Origin of the sequence: Vagococcus silagei (assembly GCF_004795745.1) — a bacterium.
GTDB lineage: Bacteria > Bacillota > Bacilli > Lactobacillales > Vagococcaceae > Vagococcus > Vagococcus silagei.
Map to the genome: position 1 here is coordinate 1 of NZ_SDGV01000008.1, position 15,973 is coordinate 15,973.

6 protein-coding genes are annotated in these 15,973 nt (G+C 34.9%); 4 read left to right on the forward strand and 2 right to left on the reverse strand.

Annotated elements, in window-relative coordinates:
- Positions 1-137 precede the first annotated feature (137 nt).
- On the forward strand, positions 138-3,194 hold the full coding sequence (locus tag ESZ54_RS03445; protein ID WP_136136289.1) for a type I restriction endonuclease subunit R: 3,057 nt from the start codon (positions 138-140) through the stop codon (positions 3,192-3,194).
- Between the two features lie 56 nt (positions 3,195-3,250).
- Here the strand turns inward: ESZ54_RS03445 and ESZ54_RS03450 are convergent, their stop codons facing one another.
- Together ESZ54_RS03450 and ESZ54_RS03455 are read right to left on the reverse strand one after the other, a co-directional pair.
- Complete coding sequence (locus tag ESZ54_RS03450) at positions 3,251-4,522, reverse strand: BaiN/RdsA family NAD(P)/FAD-dependent oxidoreductase (RefSeq protein ID WP_136136290.1); 1,272 nt, start codon at positions 4,520-4,522, stop codon at positions 3,251-3,253.
- Between the two features lie 414 nt (positions 4,523-4,936).
- Positions 4,937-5,668, reverse strand: a complete 732-nt coding sequence (locus ESZ54_RS03455) for a GntR family transcriptional regulator (RefSeq protein WP_136136291.1) — start codon at positions 5,666-5,668, stop codon at positions 4,937-4,939.
- Between the two features lie 217 nt (positions 5,669-5,885).
- On the opposite strand from ESZ54_RS03455, the gene ESZ54_RS03460 reads away from it, so the two are divergent.
- The 3 genes from ESZ54_RS03460 to ESZ54_RS03470 all read left to right on the forward strand — a co-directional run bounded on the left by ESZ54_RS03460 (position 5,886) and on the right by ESZ54_RS03470 (position 15,969).
- A complete protein-coding gene (locus ESZ54_RS03460; RefSeq protein WP_136136292.1) occupies positions 5,886-11,756 on the forward strand; it encodes a TIM-barrel domain-containing protein in 5,871 nt (1,956 codons plus the stop codon).
- A 275-nt stretch (positions 11,757-12,031) separates the two neighbouring features.
- On the forward strand, positions 12,032-13,828 hold the full coding sequence (locus tag ESZ54_RS03465) for an oleate hydratase (RefSeq protein ID WP_136136293.1): 1,797 nt from the start codon (positions 12,032-12,034) through the stop codon (positions 13,826-13,828).
- A gap of 89 nt (positions 13,829-13,917) precedes the next feature.
- Positions 13,918-15,969: a hypothetical protein gene (locus ESZ54_RS03470; RefSeq protein WP_136136294.1), complete on the forward strand. Its 2,052-nt coding sequence runs from the start codon at positions 13,918-13,920 to the stop codon at positions 15,967-15,969.
- Positions 15,970-15,973 lie beyond the last annotated feature (4 nt).

The following is a 15,973-nucleotide window of genomic DNA, read 5'->3' on the forward strand; positions in this document are numbered from 1 at the left end:
CAACTTACGCTGTTCCCAAGCTGACACGCGAATTATACCTATTTTTAGTCAGTAAATCATGATAAATAACAAAATGCCTTCATTTTAGTGGTATAATCAAAGAAATAAGGAAAAATGAACAAAGTGAGGGGTTTTTAGTGGTAAAAGTTACGTCGGAACAAATCTTGGAAGAAAATTTAATTACTCAATTAACGCAAGGAATCTCTCAATGGACTTATCGTGAAGATTTGAAGACAGAAGAAGATCTTTGGCAAAATTTTAGAGATAAGTTAGAACAGAATAATCAAGATGTATTAGAAGGCATACCATTAACTGAACAAGAATTTCGTCAAATTCAAAACCAGTTAAACTTCCCTAGCTTTTACAAAGGTGCGGAATGGTTAGCAGGAGAAAATGGAACAGCGAAAGTTGAAGTTCAACGTGAAGACGCATCTTTAGGAACAATTCGTTTAAAAGTAATTAAACGGGAAGATGTTTCAGGTGGTACATCTTCTTATGAAGTAATCAATCAATTTGAATCTTCTAGAAGTCGTGAGATTGATCAAAATCGTCGCTTTGATGTTAGTTTATTAATTAATGGATTGCCGTTAATTCATATTGAATTAAAAAATCGTTCTCATTCGTATATGGAAGCTTTTCATCAAATAAAAAAATATTTACGAGAAGATAAATTTAGAGGAATCTATTCATGTATTCAAATGTTTGTTGTGACAAATGGTTCAGATACAAGATATATTGCCTCAGCGAAGGACACGAACCTTAATGAGCAATTTTTAACGAGATGGGTAGATGAAAAGAACCAACCAGTAAATGATTATTTAGCATTTTCTCAGGACGTTCTATCAATTCCAATGGCACATAAAATGGTAACGCATTATACAGTGATGGATAATGAACGAAAAAGTATTATTATTTTAAGGCCATATCAAATACATGCTATTGAGGCTATTCGTAAGGCGTCAAATTTAAGAAAATCTGGCTATGTTTGGCACACTACTGGTTCAGGAAAGACTTTAACATCGTACAAGGTGGCAAGAAATTTACTTCACATTCCAAGTATTGATAAAACGATTTTTATTGTAGACAGGGTTGATTTAGATCAACAGACTACATCTTCTTTTATGTCGTATGCTAAGAATGATGTTATTGATATTGATGAGACAAGTAATGTGAATGAATTAATCAAGAAATTATTATCTGAAGAACGAAATATGATTGTGACGACTATTCAAAAATTAAATCATGTCATGCGTCGTTTTGAAGATAAAAAAGATGCAAAGAATTATCAAAAATTACGTCATTTAAATATTGCGTTTGTGGTTGATGAATGTCATCGAGCAATCAGTCCAGTCAAAAAAAGAGAAATTGAGAAGTTTTTCAGTGAATCCTTATGGTATGGATTTACAGGTACGCCTATTTTTGCAGAAAATGCAAAGAAAGCAGTCGGTAATTTGCCACGAACAACTGAAGAACAATATGGTGTTCGATTACATGAATATACTGTAAAAGAAGCGATTAATGATCGTGCTGTATTAGGCTTTCAAGTTGAGTATAAAACAACTCTAGATGAAGAAATGTTGGACCAAGTATTAATTCAAGCGCATCCAGATCTGGAAAAACAGTTGGATGAATTATCTGTGGCAGAAAAAGAGTTTTATCTACCAAAAGAAATGTATTTAGATGAGAGACATATGCTTGAAGTTATTCATTCGATTGTTAATAAATCGCGTCGAAAACTGGGTTTAATGGGAAATAACTCAGGTGAAACATTTTGTGCAATTTTAACGACAAGTTCGATTAATCAAGCGCAACGTTATTATGACTTATTTAAGAAAGTAAAAGAAGGAAGTTCCTCAGTCGAAATATCTGAAGAAACTAAACGTGTGTTACCAGATTTTCCTAAGCTGGCAATCACTTATTCTATTTCAGAAAATGAAGAAGCTTCTGTTTATAATCAAGAAAAAATGAAAGAAGTTATCAAGGATTATAACCATGAGTTTGGGACTCATTTTACTATGGAAACGATGAGGGGATATAATCGGAATATCAACGATCGTTTGGCTCGAAAAAGTAATAAATATTTAAAACGCTCGGAACAACTAGATCTTGTAATAGTCGTGGATCGGTTATTAACTGGATTTGATGCTCCTTGTCTTTCAACACTATTTATAGACCGGCCACCAATGCAACCTCATGATTTAATTCAGGCATTTTCAAGAACGAATCGTCTCTTTGTTAAACATAAAAAGTACGGACAAATTGTGACTTTTCAAAAACCAAGTACTTTTGAAAATAAAGTAAATGATGCCCTAGTTTTATATTCCAATGGTGGTGAGAATGATGTTTTAGCACCTAAGTGGGAAGAAGCTTACCTTGCATTTTCTGATGGTTTAAAAGAGCTAAGAGAGATCGTTTGTGTTCCAAAAGATTTTGATGTTGAATCGGAGAGTAAATTAAAGCTACTAAAATTTATTAAAGCATTTCAAACTGTTGATCGTACGCTTGCTTCAATTCAAGTATATAGTGAGTTTGAAGAGGGTATGCTTGAAAATGAATTTAATTTTTCGCTAGAGATTTATGAAGAATATGAAGGTAAATATCAAAATGCATTAGCTGAAATAAAGAAATCTAAGCCTGATCCAGAAGAAATTGAAATTAACGTTTCCTATGAATTAGAATCTGTTAGGCAAGAAGAAATTAATTACGAGTATTTATTACTGTTGATTCAGTCGTTTGTACCAAGCGGATCGGATGAGTATGAACTATTAACACAAGCCGATAGAAAAGCTATCAATGAGATTGAGGATTATATTGCATCTTTCAAAAAAACAAACCAACAAAAAGGCGAGCTAATCGAAAAAATCTGGCAAGAAGTATTAGCGAACCCAGAACTTTATCGTGATCAAAATATTTCAACTGTTTTCCAATCAATGATTTATTCAATTCGACATGCATTTGTTTCTGATTTTTCAGATAGATGGAAAGTAAAAGAGGATCAATTAAATTATGTGGTTGATAATTACCAACTAAATCGGGATCGTCAGTTTGGGGAAGCAGAATTAAGAAAAACTTCAGACTATGATTTATACCGAGAGTCGACGGAAGATCCAGTAAATAAATTACGATACTGGAAAGTAATGCGACGTGAGTTAGATGAGAAACTGCGAGAAGAAATCATCCCGTTGCAAAGATAGTAAAAAAATAATAAGCATCCTACAATTGATTTCTGATTTGTAGGATGCTTATTCTGTTAATACTGATAATAACTTGCTACTTCAGCAGCGCTTTTCCCAGCGACATGACCTGTCACAAAGGCGGCAGTAATATTGAAGCCACCAGTGTAGCCATTGATATCAAGTAACTCACCACCAAAGAATAAACCTTCAACAATTTTGCTTTCCATCGTTTTAGGATTGATTTCTTTGAGATGAACACCACCACCAGTAACAAATGATTTGTCTAATGGATAAGTATCATAGGCAGTCATCGGAAAGGCTTTTACGAGTCCGACAAATTGCACGATTTGTAGTTCATTCAACATGTTCATTTGCGGGATATCAATTAAATCTGCTTCTGTTAAGAGAAACTCTAAATAACGATCTGGTAACAAACCTTTTAAGCCATTTTTAACTGACTTTTTAGGCGTTTCTTCGATTAAAGCTTGAATGTCTTTTATTAACGTCTTAGACGATTTTTCAGGTAAGCTATCAATTTCAAGAGGCACAAATTTTTGTCCTTTTGCTAATTCTTGATTAACAAACATGCTACATCTAAGCGCAGCTGGACCCGACACACCAAAGTGAGTGAATAATAAATCCATTTGGTGAGAGACAATAATCTTTTGCTTCTCATTTAAAACAGATAATGTGACATCTCTTAGTGCTAAGCCTTGTAGTGTTTTGTGTTGCACAAATTGATCGTGAGATTTAATTGGCGATTCAGTCGGAAAGAGTTTTGTAATTGTATGTCCTAATTTTTTGGCAAAACGATATCCATCTCCAGTGGAACCCGTATATTGATAAGTTTTCCCGCCTGTCGTAAGAACAACGCAATGAGTTTCAATTTCCTCTCCTGAGTCAAGGACTAAGCCAGAGATTTGATTATGCTCTGTACGAATTTCTGTGACAGTCGTTTTCGTGAATATTGCTACTTTCTCTTGATTTAAAACATCAACTAAACCACTTACAATCGCTTTTGATGTGTTGGCAACAGGAAACATACGGCCGTGATCTTCTTCTTTTAAAGGAATATTATTTTCTTCAAAAAAAGTCATAATATCGTAATTATTGAATTGAGAAAAAGCACTATAAAGGAATTTTCCATTGCCTGGAATAAATTGAATAATTTCTTCTGGAGGACGATTATTGGTTACATTACAGCGTCCGCCACCTGTCAAACGTAATTTCTTCCCAAGTTGTTTGTTTTTTTCAATAATCGCAACTTGAGCACCGTTTTTGGCCGCAGTAATGGCAGCCATCATACCACTTGTGCCACCTCCGACGATAACAACATCATATTTCATAGTTTTCCTCCTTTTAAGTCGTTTACTAGTTTATCAAATCTTTCTTAAAATAGCATCTATTCAAAAGGAAAAACAGATTTGAGTATTGTAAAAAGTTAAAAACGGCAATAATTTCACAAACTTTAGTTTAAATTATAATTAAAACAGAATAAATAAATAACGTTAAATAGATGTTCTCATGAGTTGGAAAACGCTTTATTATTTTACAAAATTTAAAAATAAGGAAAATAAGTAGCTGACTTTAAAAAGACTAAATTATAAAAAGAGAAAAATAAAAAAATACATCTAGTGAACTACTGAACTATATATAATAATATGGTTTATTGTTTAATGGTTATTAATTATATCTTTGATAAATGAAAAGTAGTAGTACTATACTTGCAATCCAGATATAAATAACGGGGAACTTGTTCGTTACGGGCAATTCTTCTTTTCATTTAATGCAACTCGGTAAGAAAACATATCAGCAGGTGCTGTTGTAACTGTAAACTCAATTGGACGATTATATTGATCAACTGTTGTTCGTTGGATCATTAAGCATGGATCGCGAAAAGACATTTCTAAAAGATCAGATTCTTTCTGATTAACATAGCTTGCGAAAAATTCTTCTTCAGCGTGTGCGGGTACAATGTTGAAACGCTTTCTAAACACATCATATAAAGGGTCTTTAAGTAAATATCTACGTTTTAAGTCTGGAAACATCGATGCGCGAAGATAGGTTTTTTCAAGTAAAATTGGTTGATTATCGGCTAATCTAATTCGTGAAATTTGGTAAACTTTTTCATCATCAGAAATTTTTAGAATTGAACTAATATAGTGATTTGTATGTGTAAGTGAAAATTTTAAAATTTCACTGCTTGGTTCTTTCCCCATTATTCTCATTTGTTCAGTAAAACTATAGAAGGTCGCGAGATTATTCTTCTTAAAACTTTTGTTATTAACGAAATAGCCCACATTTTTCGTTTTTGAAATAAAACCTAAATCCTCGAGTTCTTCTAAAGAATGTTTCACTGTAGAACGACTAACTGCGTAGGTATCTGCGATGACTTGTTCTGGCATAAAACGATCGCCAATTACACAATCTGTCGAAATGTAATCAATTAATTGATTTGTTAACTGAACATATAAAGGTTTTTTTTCAATCATTTTTTTCTAAACACTCCCCAATTAATGTTAATAATACTAAAAAAATTGATAATAATTTGAATTAATAAATAGAGATTGTCCTTTTATTAACCCACTACAATATAACACTTTGAAACCGTTTTTTCAAAATTGTATCTAAAATTTACAATTGAGAATGTGAAATAGCTTTGGTAGATTTAGATGTAGTTAAGCGTTTACAAACGAAGGAGGAGTTTTTTTGGATTCAAATAAGAAAGTATCAGTAAATTTTAGTCGTAAAGGAATATTAAAGTTTTTACTTATTAGTTCTTCAGTTCTAGGCGTAGGATTAGCATCTGTTGGCGTTGGGCAAGACGTTGAAGCCAGAACAAATAAAACCGAAGTACAACAGCGCAATGTGTCTGTAAAAAAAGAAATCAAACAGGTGAATAAAGCAGATGGTTTTTTTGAAATCGTTTATGCAGATAACACAAAGGGGCGTATCAGCATTCTGAATGACCATATGATTCGCTATCAAATTGATCCTGCAGGTAAATTCTCCGAGTATCCAACCCCTAGTAAAAAAGATCACACAGCAAAAATCACAGCAAAAAAAATGTCTGAGTTTGATCAAAGTTTTTTTAAGAAGGCATCCTTAGACAAAGATAAAGACCAATTCTCTATTCAAGCAGGTTCAATAATTATTTTACTTTCAAAAGAAAATGGGACCTTATCAGTAACAGATTCATCTGGAAAGGTTATCCTTGCTGAAACGCAACCGATTGAAGTTACAGATAAAAAAACAAAACAATTCTTAACTCAAAGTTCTAATGAGTTTTTCTTCGGTGGCGGTACTCAAAATGGCCGTTTCACACATAAAGGCGAAGAATTAAAAATTGTAAATAGTAATAACTGGGTGGATGGCGGCGTGGCTTCACCAGCACCGTTTTACTGGTCTACAAATGGTTATGGCATGGTTAGAAACACGTGGAAGCCTGGTACCTACGATTTTGGTACTAAGGATGGCTCGATCGTGACAGCATCACATGATGAAAATATCTTTGATGCCTTTTATTTCTTCAATCATGATGCTAAATCATTATTGAATGATTACTATGAATTAACCGGATCCCCAGTTTTAATGCCTGAGTATGGGTTTTACGAAGCACATTTAAATGCATATAACCGTGATTATTGGGTTGAAGTTCCTGAAGGCACGGGAGGCGCCGTTCAATTTGAAGATGGCAAATCATATAAAGAATATCAACCAGGTGATTTAGGTGGACGAACTGGAATTTTAGAATCTTTAAATGGTGAAAAAGATAATTATCAATTTTCAGCCAGAGCGGTGATTGATCGCTATAAGAAAAATGACATGCCGTTGGGTTGGTTCTTACCTAACGATGGATATGGAGCTGGTTATGGTCAAACGGATTCTTTAGACGGAGATATTCAAAACTTAAAAGAGTTTACAAATTATGCAAATAGTAATGGTGTTGAAGTCGGTTTATGGACGCAATCTAATTTACACCCAGAAGACCCAAAGAACCCTAAAAAAGGTGAACGTGATATTGAAAAAGAAGTGAAAGATGCCGGCGTTAAAGCGTTGAAAACAGACGTTGCTTGGGTCGGAAGTGGTTATTCATTCGGTTTGAATGGTGTTGAAGATGCGGCAAATGTTTTTGTTGATCAAACCCAAGGGCAAGTGCGTCCGAACATTGTTTCACTTGATGGCTGGGCTGGTACGCAACGTCATGCTGGTATCTGGTCAGGTGACCAAACAGGTGGAGAATGGGAGTATATTCGTTTCCACATTCCAACTTATATAGGAACTGGTTTATCCGGTCAGCCAAATGTGGGGTCTGATATGGATGGTATTTTTGGTGGCAATAACAAAGATGTAAATATCCGAGACTATCAATGGAAAACCTTTACCCCTGTTCAGTTGAATATGGATGGCTGGGGTTCAAACCCTAAAACACCTTTTGCATTTGATGACGAAACAACGAAAATTAATCGAGCTTATCTAAAATTGAAATCAATGATGATGCCTTACAATTATAGTTTAGGTTATGAATCGGTGACTGGACTACCTATGGTTCGAGCGATGTTCTTAGAATTTCCAAATGATAGTACAAGCTATACAAAAGATACTCAATATCAGTTCATGTGGGGTAAAAATCTTTTAGTTGCACCAATTTATGATGGCAGTAACGATGGTGAAAACGCCGTTCGTAGTGGCATTTTATTACCTGATAAAGACCAAGTCTGGATTGATTTGTTTACAGGTGAAAAAGAGCAAGGTGGACGTATGCTTAATAATGTCAAAACACCTCTTTGGAAATTACCAGTTTATGTTAAGGATGGCGCAATCATTCCAATGGTTAATCCTAACAATAATCCAAATGAAATCAAACGAGATGAACGTATTTTTAACATTTATCCAAGTGGTCATTCTTCATTTGAATTATATGAAGATGATGGTATTTCGACAGCCTACTTAAATGGACAGCATGCAACTACTAAAATTTCAAGTCAAGCACCTAAATCCAATCAAAAAGGTGATGCTTTAATTAGTATTCAACCAACTAAAGGATCATACAATGGCTTTGTTGCTTCTAAAAAAACACAATTTAATGTCATGGCATCAACTGAACCTTCTGAAATTACAACAAAAATAAATGATAAGGAAATTAAATTGAAAAAAGCTAAGACGTTAGAGGAGTTTGAACAATCATCTAATACATATTTCTTTAACGAGGAATACTTGGTTAATCCATATCTGAAAGAGTTGGGCGATGACAGCATTAAACAATCTTTTGTTCAAATTAAAGTTGATGCTGTCGATACAACGACTGCGAAAATTGATTTGACGTTAAAAGATTTCGAAAATAAAGGCAAAACAAATGGTTCTAATCAAAAAATAGATAAAGATTTAACGATTCCTGCAAATGCAAAAATTGATGAAAAAGCAACAACTCCAACTTCTTTAACGGTAACATGGGATAAAGTAGATAAAGCAGTGAGTTATGATGTTGAAAGAGATGGTGTTGTTATAAGTAATATCACTGATACCAAAGAAATTTTTGATGGTTTTGATTTTGTATCAAAACATGAATTTAGAGTTCGTGCAGTTAGTGCCAAAGGAGTTTCTGAATGGAGTGATAAACTAACTGGAAAAACGTCAGATGATCCATATAAAAATGCTGTTGAAAAAGTTAAAGTAGCCGCTAACTTACCAGAACAACCGGGCGAAGAATTAGCGAATTTAACAGATAAAGACTTGACTTCAATGTGGCATACAAATTGGAATACCGGAATTGCTGATCCTAAAAACGGCAAACCATTAGTATTATCATTTGATTTAGGTGCTATTTACCCTCTAGAAAAAATTTCATATTTACCACGTGTCGCAGCAAGTAACGGTACTTTAACTAAAGTTAAGTATCGCGTATCACAAGATGGGCTAAAATGGAGTGATTTCTCTGAACCAATTACGTGGAAGCGTAACGAAGAGTTTAAAGATATCAAACTTGAAAAAGAAAAAGTCAGATTTGTTGAGATAGAGGTTTTAGAGTCGGTGGGGAATTTTGGTTCTGGACGTGAAATGTTATTCTTTAAAGAAGATGGAGCAAAAGGCTACCTTCCTGGAGATATCACGAATGATGGTGTGATTGATGAAAATGATGCAACATCATATCGAAACTATACTGGACTTGAAAAAGTGGACAGTGACTTCGAAGGATATGTTGAGCAAGGTGATTTAAACAAAAACGGTGTAATTGATGCCTATGATATCAATACAGTCTTAAGACAATTAGATGGCGGGATTAAAAAACCATCGTTGGAAGCGGCTGAAGGTACTTTGAGTTTGGCTCTTGCAACAAAAGAAGATAAGGCGTATTATGCACCAGGCGAAGAACTTACTTTAAAATTAGTGGGTAAAGATTTAGCTAATGTGAATGCTTTAAGCGCTCGAATGAATTTTGATTCAAATCTATTTGAGTTAACAGGTCAGCCAAAAGTAACAAATGCTACCGAACATATGGAAAATTATTCTAAATATCGTAAACATTCAAATAACGTCGAGAATCTTTATTTAGTGTTAAGTAATAAAGGTGATAAAGCATTATTAAATGGTTCAAACGACTTACTAACTTTTAATCTTAAAATCAAGGAAAATATTGCGAAAAGTGAACTTGAAAAAATAAAATTAACCTTAGATCAAGGCTTATTAGTGAGTCAAGCTCTAGGTCAAACAGAATTTGAGAAGTCTGAATTAGTTTTAGAACCAAAAGATAACAACGAGGTTTCAAAGGACAAATTAGTTGCTCTTGTCAAAAAAGCACAAAATTTAAAACCAAGTGAAGGTATGTCATGGACACCAGAAAGTAAAATTAAATTTGAAGAAGCTTTAAAAGCTGCTGAAAAAGTTTTAGCCAATGAAAAAGCAACGCAAAAAGAAATTAATCAAGTGTTGTCAGGTTTAGAACAAGCCATAACAGATTTGAAAGAAGTAGAAACTGAGGAAAAAGTAGATACTACAAAATTAGAAGAAGCCATCTCAGCAGCGAAAGTTTTAAAACCAAGTGATGGAAAACGTTGGACTGAAGAAAGTGAAACATCATTTAAAACAGCATTACTCAATGCCGAAAAAGCATTACAGCACTCTGAAACAACGCAAGAAGAAGTCGATCAACTCTTAGCAAAATTAGTCGAGGCAGCGGATAAGTTGGTTGAGGTTTCATTAGAAGTGGACAAACAGGTGCTAAAAGAAGTGATTGATGCAGCTAAAGCCTTACAACCATCTGAAAATACAACGTGGACAAAGGAGAGCGAAACTAATCTCCGTGTTGCGTTAGTTGAGGCAGAAAAAATATACGGTAAAAAAGATGCAACACAAAAAGAAGTCGATCAAATAATTGAAAAATTAGAAGACGCAGCATCTAAATTAGAAGAGACGACTGAGGAAGTTACGAAGACTAATCTTGACCAACTTGTGAATGAAGTGAACACATTGAAACCAGCAGAAGGACACGTTTGGTTACCCGAAACTGAAAAAAGCTTAAAAGATTCATTAACCAATGCTACCGAAGTACTACAAAACGCAAACGCTTCTCAATATGAAGTCGATTTGATGATTGAAAAACTTCAAAAAGCGATAGACGAGTTAGTTGAAGTTAAGATTGAGATAAAGCGTGAAGTTCTGAATAATCTTATTAAAGAAGCAGAGAAAGTAAAACCAGAAGTCGGTTTTGAATTTACCGCTGAAAGTAAAAAAGCACTAGAACAAGAATTGAAAAATGCGAGAGAAGTTTATCAAACAACGGATGCGTCACAAGCTGAAGTCGATGAAGCTGGTAAACGTTTAGAGCAGGCAATTAAAGACTTGAAGCAAAATAAAAAACAAATCGATAAAACTAATCTTAAAGAAGCGATTGCAAATGCAAAAGCGGTAAAACCGAAAGAAGGACAACAATTTACTAAAGAAAGTGAAGCCCATTTGAAAGAAGTCATAGGACAGGCTGAAGTGGTCTTGAAAGATGAGCAAGCAACACTTGAAGCGGTCACAAAAATGGTTGAATCGGTGAATGAAGCAATCAAGCACTTAGAGAGTGAAGTGATGCCAACGAAAGTTGATAAGGCAAAATTAGAAAAAGCGATCAAAGAAGCAGATTCGATTTTAGAAAAACAATCTGCGGAGTACACGAAAGATAGCCTCGGAAAATTAAAAAATGCTGTTTCAGCAGCCAAAATAATTGTAGTTAAAGCTGAGGTATCGCAGGTAGAACTCGATCGCGCTGAAAAAGCAATTCAATCAGCCGTGAAAGGATTAGAGAAAGAATCTACTACAACGACGACTGAAGAACCAACGACAACGGAAACCAATTCTTCTAATGATCATAGTGGTGAGACTGATGACAAAGGAAATTCAGAAAATACAAATCATTCTAGTGGAAATGGTGGTGGACAAAACATCAAACCTAATAGTGGTGGAGGGGCAACGACTCCTGCAGGCAAGTCACTTTTACCAAAAACGGGTGAACAAGCATCAGTTTGGTTAGGTGCTTTAGGCTCAATTAGTCTGTTAGGCGCAGGATTGTTAAGTTGGTTTCGTAAAAAGAATTAAATCAAGTCGTTCCGAAAAATGAATAAATAAAGACAAATATTAGAAGTAGAGGACTTTTCGAAAAAAGTCCTCTACTTTTTTACTAGGCATATCACTCGCAGTGCCTAAAATATAGTCAAATTAAAACCGGTGTTTAAAAATGTGACAGTTGAATTCCGGTGTATAGTGTTTTATTTTTTCCTTAGCGTTACAATAATAGTGTATTAAACGAAGGTAGTGTTGCGTAAAAAACAAACGCCATACTATCAACAATGATAAGGAAAGAAGGAGCTCGAATGGAACTAAAAACACATGATCCAAGATTAACTCTTACAAATGGAAGTTATCATGCATTGGTGCAAGCTCGTAAACCTAAAGGAATTGAAGACAAAAAAGCATATTTAATTGGAACAGGGATTGGTGCTTTAGCAGCAGGGTGTTTCTTAATTCGTGATGCGCACATGGAAGGAAGTAAAATTACATTTTTAGAACAACTTGATTTACCGGGTGGTTCTCTGGATGGTGCAGTACGTCAAAACGCTGGATATGTTGCTCGTGGTGGACGTGAAATGGGTCATCACTTCGAAGTGCTTTGGGATTTATTTAGTTCATTGCCTTCAACTGAAGATCCAAGTATGAGTGTTTTAGATCACTTCTTCTATACAAACTATGATGATCCAAACTACAGCAATTGCCGTGTAACAAAAAATCAAGGTGAACGCTATGACAATGGCAAATTTAATTTAGGCATGGATTTAGCAAAAGAATTAGCCACATTTACAAATATGTCTGATGAATCTTTGGAAGACAAAACAATTGAAGATATCTTCTCTGACGAATTGTTAGATAGTGATTTTTGGATTTATTGGCGTACAATGTTTGCCTTCGAAAATTGGCACAGTGCGTTGGAAATGAAACTTTACATGAATCGTTTTATTCACCATGTTGACGGTTTACCTGACTTATCAGCTTTGCAATTCTCTAGACATGATCAATATACATCATTTGTCTTACCAATGGTGAAATATTTACAAGATAATGGTGCGACTTTCCAATATGGTGTAACAGTTGATAACGTAGATTTTGACATTACTGACCATAAAAAAGTTGCTACAAAAATTGTCGCACGAGATAGCGCTGGATCAGACATTTCGGTTGATTTAAGTGAAGACGATATGGTCTTTATTACAAATGGATCTATGACAGAAGCTTCTGGGTACGGGGATGACCAAACACCAGCACCATTCTTAAAAGAATCTGACACTGGTTGTTGGAAATTGTGGCGCAATATTGCAGCACAATCCGATGAATTCGGGCGTCCTGAAAAATTCTGTGGCGATACAGAAAAATCAAATTGGGAATCTTGTACAGTGACTTGTCACGATGAACGTGTTCCTGAATATATTGAAAAAATTACCCAACGTTCCCCTTATGGTGGCAAAACAGTTACGGGTGGTATCGTATCTGCAGTTGACTCTTCATGGTTGATGAGTTGGACTATTAACCGCCAAGAACAATATATTGGTCAACCTGAAAAAGATGTAGTTGTGTGGGTTTACGGTTTATTCTCAGACGTTCCTGGGGACTATATCAAAAAACCAATGCGTGATTGTACCGGTAAAGAAATTACAAAAGAATGGTTATACCATCTTGGTGTACCAGTTGCAGAAATTGAAGAACTAGCAGAATCATGTACAGCAATTCCTGTTATGATGCCATATATTACGTCTCAATTTATGCCACGTGAAGCTGGTGACAGACCTTATGTTGTACCAAAAAATGGGGTGAACTTCGCATTTTTAGGTCAATTTGCTGAAACACTAGATGATCCAGGTCGCGATACAGTCTTTACTATTGAATATTCAGGTAGAACTGCAATGGAAGCTGTTTACGTGTTAACTGGAGTTGAAAAAGGGGTGCCTGAAGTTTATGGTTCTCGCTATGATATTCGTTACTTACTCTATGCAGCAGTAAGTTTACTAGATGGAGAACAACCTGATATTCACATTCCACCATTAGTTAAACGTAAAATTATGAAAAAATTGAAAGATACCGATGTTGAAGAATTATTAAAATTATATAATATTCTATAAACAGGCGTAAGTTGAATAATTCAGATTAAGATCTCGTCTCGTACGGGGTCTTAATTTGTTATTAAGGATTATTTGAGAGGAGTTTAGAGATGAATAGACAGCAAACAATCGCTGAATTAGAACAATTATATGATCAAGATCAGAGACGCGAATTTAGATTATCTCTCCAAGAAAATACGAAAAATAAAGAAATTGAACTTTCCTTCTTTAATCATTTTAGAAAATTTGAGACCGATGTGGACGAGATGGACCAAGTTGATTCCGTCGCTTTTTTAGAATACAAGAAAATAAAGGATCAAGAAAAAGCGCAACAAGTAAGTCATATCAAAGCAATCAAACAAGCCATTCGTTATCAAAAATTCTTTCTGACATGGGAACGACTACAAACTGACTTGGGTAAACAAGGGAGTACACCGGCAACACGTTTTCGTGTCGATCAAATAAAAAAATTCAAGCAGGAACTTGAACTACTTTTAGAAACCTCACCAGAAGCGTGGGATGTCTATTATGAAGAACAGTGGTTAAATGATATCAAGTGTCGTGCTACGCAAAAATTAGTGCCAGTTCCGTATGTCTCGAATACAAAACAAAAAATTATCCAATCCTTGGAAGTGAGTCAGCCTGTCTATTTAGTAGGTCACTTGGGTAGCGGAAAAACTCAGTTAGCTATCGAAGCGGCAGTTGATTTTACGATTCAAAATAAAATACAAGCGACTTTAGAAACAGAGATGGATACTTGGTTTATGCTGAATCAGGACTGTTCTGAACAAGAAGCAATGAAGGTTTTTAATGAAAAATATCAATATCTTTCTCATTATTATGAAGATATTTTAGTGCATGGTACAAAAGAAGAGATTGCCGCCATTCAACCTCTCTTTATTTCTGGTTCCCATAATCTGACTTATGAAGATATGTTTGTCGAAAAAACTTTATCTTTGGAACAACAATTTACGCATGATTCTTTTTCAGATTATCTGAATGTCATGATTGAAGACTATCGCGAATGGATTAAGGAACATGAAAATGTGATTCAACATGTGACTCAAGATGAAGCATTACAGTTAAAAGTACAAATCTGGAAGAGTTTTTCGGACCTGTTGATTGCTAAAAATAATACTTTTGGCACGACAGTTAAAAAAATTGAACGTGAAATTTTAATTGCTATCAAGGAAGGTCGTCCAGTGATTGTCGATGAATTAAACACAATTGCCATGCAAAATTTAATTGCATTGAATGATCTATTGCAGCGACATGTTGGAGAAACGGCCTATATTACGGGTATTGGTCCTGTAACTATTCAGCCAGGATTTGCATTTATCGGAACAGGGAACTTATCGACGCAATTGATAAATTATGAAGGAACGAATCAATTGAATCCAGCTTTTCAATCACGATTTGTAACAATTGAATATAATTATGTTCCGCAACAGTTAAATGGCACACTACTCGAACAAAAAGATCCAGTTGAGAACGAGTTGTTTCGTGTGATGTTATCGCGTTTGGCACAAGACAGTGGAGGGATTGCACTTCCAAATATGGAAAGAAATCTGAATGAATTGTTCCAACTGGCTCAACTCTCACGATTGACGCAGAATGTCTTTATGGGAAAATGGCAAGGAGAAGGAGCGGATGAACAATTTACTTCGGTAGAATTAAGAGAGTCAGTTCTATCAATTCGAAATATTATCCATGTTTTAGATCAATGGAACAATGGTGAAGAGATGGATCTGAGTCAAGCACTTTGGGAAGGATTTATTAGTTCAATCACCTATCCCGATGATCAAAACTATATCTTAGCTCAGGCCGTCCGTTTTGGCTTTTTCGCGTCAGATGAAGGCTGGAATATTCAGGCTAAGGCTACAGGAAGTGCAACAACAACGTATCAAGATATTAGAACAACAGACTATAATTATGAACGTCAAAAAATGGAATACCGTAGTATCGGTGACGTGATGCATCTCATTTTTGGAGAACGTCCACAAAGACAAAAAAATTATCCTCAATTAGAAGAGTTCATCTTTGAAAAACAACATACTGAAGCAAATTTGAGTCGTAAAGAATATGAAGAGATGAATCAACGATTAAGTCAATTAGAGTACTTAGATTGGTTGCAGTCTCAAGTTGCACAAGAGGAGGAATGAGTGC

Bases quoted from the DNA above. Each gene is read 5' to 3' on its own strand.
- ESZ54_RS03450 (WP_136136290.1), bottom strand. From the start codon at position 4,522: ATGAAATATGATGTTGTTATCGTCGGAGGTGGCACAAGTGGTATGATG.
- ESZ54_RS03455 (WP_136136291.1), bottom strand. From the start codon at position 5,668: ATGATTGAAAAAAAACCTTTATATGTTCAGTTAACAAATCAATTAATT.
- ESZ54_RS03465 (WP_136136293.1), top strand. From the start codon at position 12,032: ATGGAACTAAAAACACATGATCCAAGATTAACTCTTACAAATGGAAGT.
- ESZ54_RS03470 (WP_136136294.1), top strand. From the start codon at position 13,918: ATGAATAGACAGCAAACAATCGCTGAATTAGAACAATTATATGATCAA.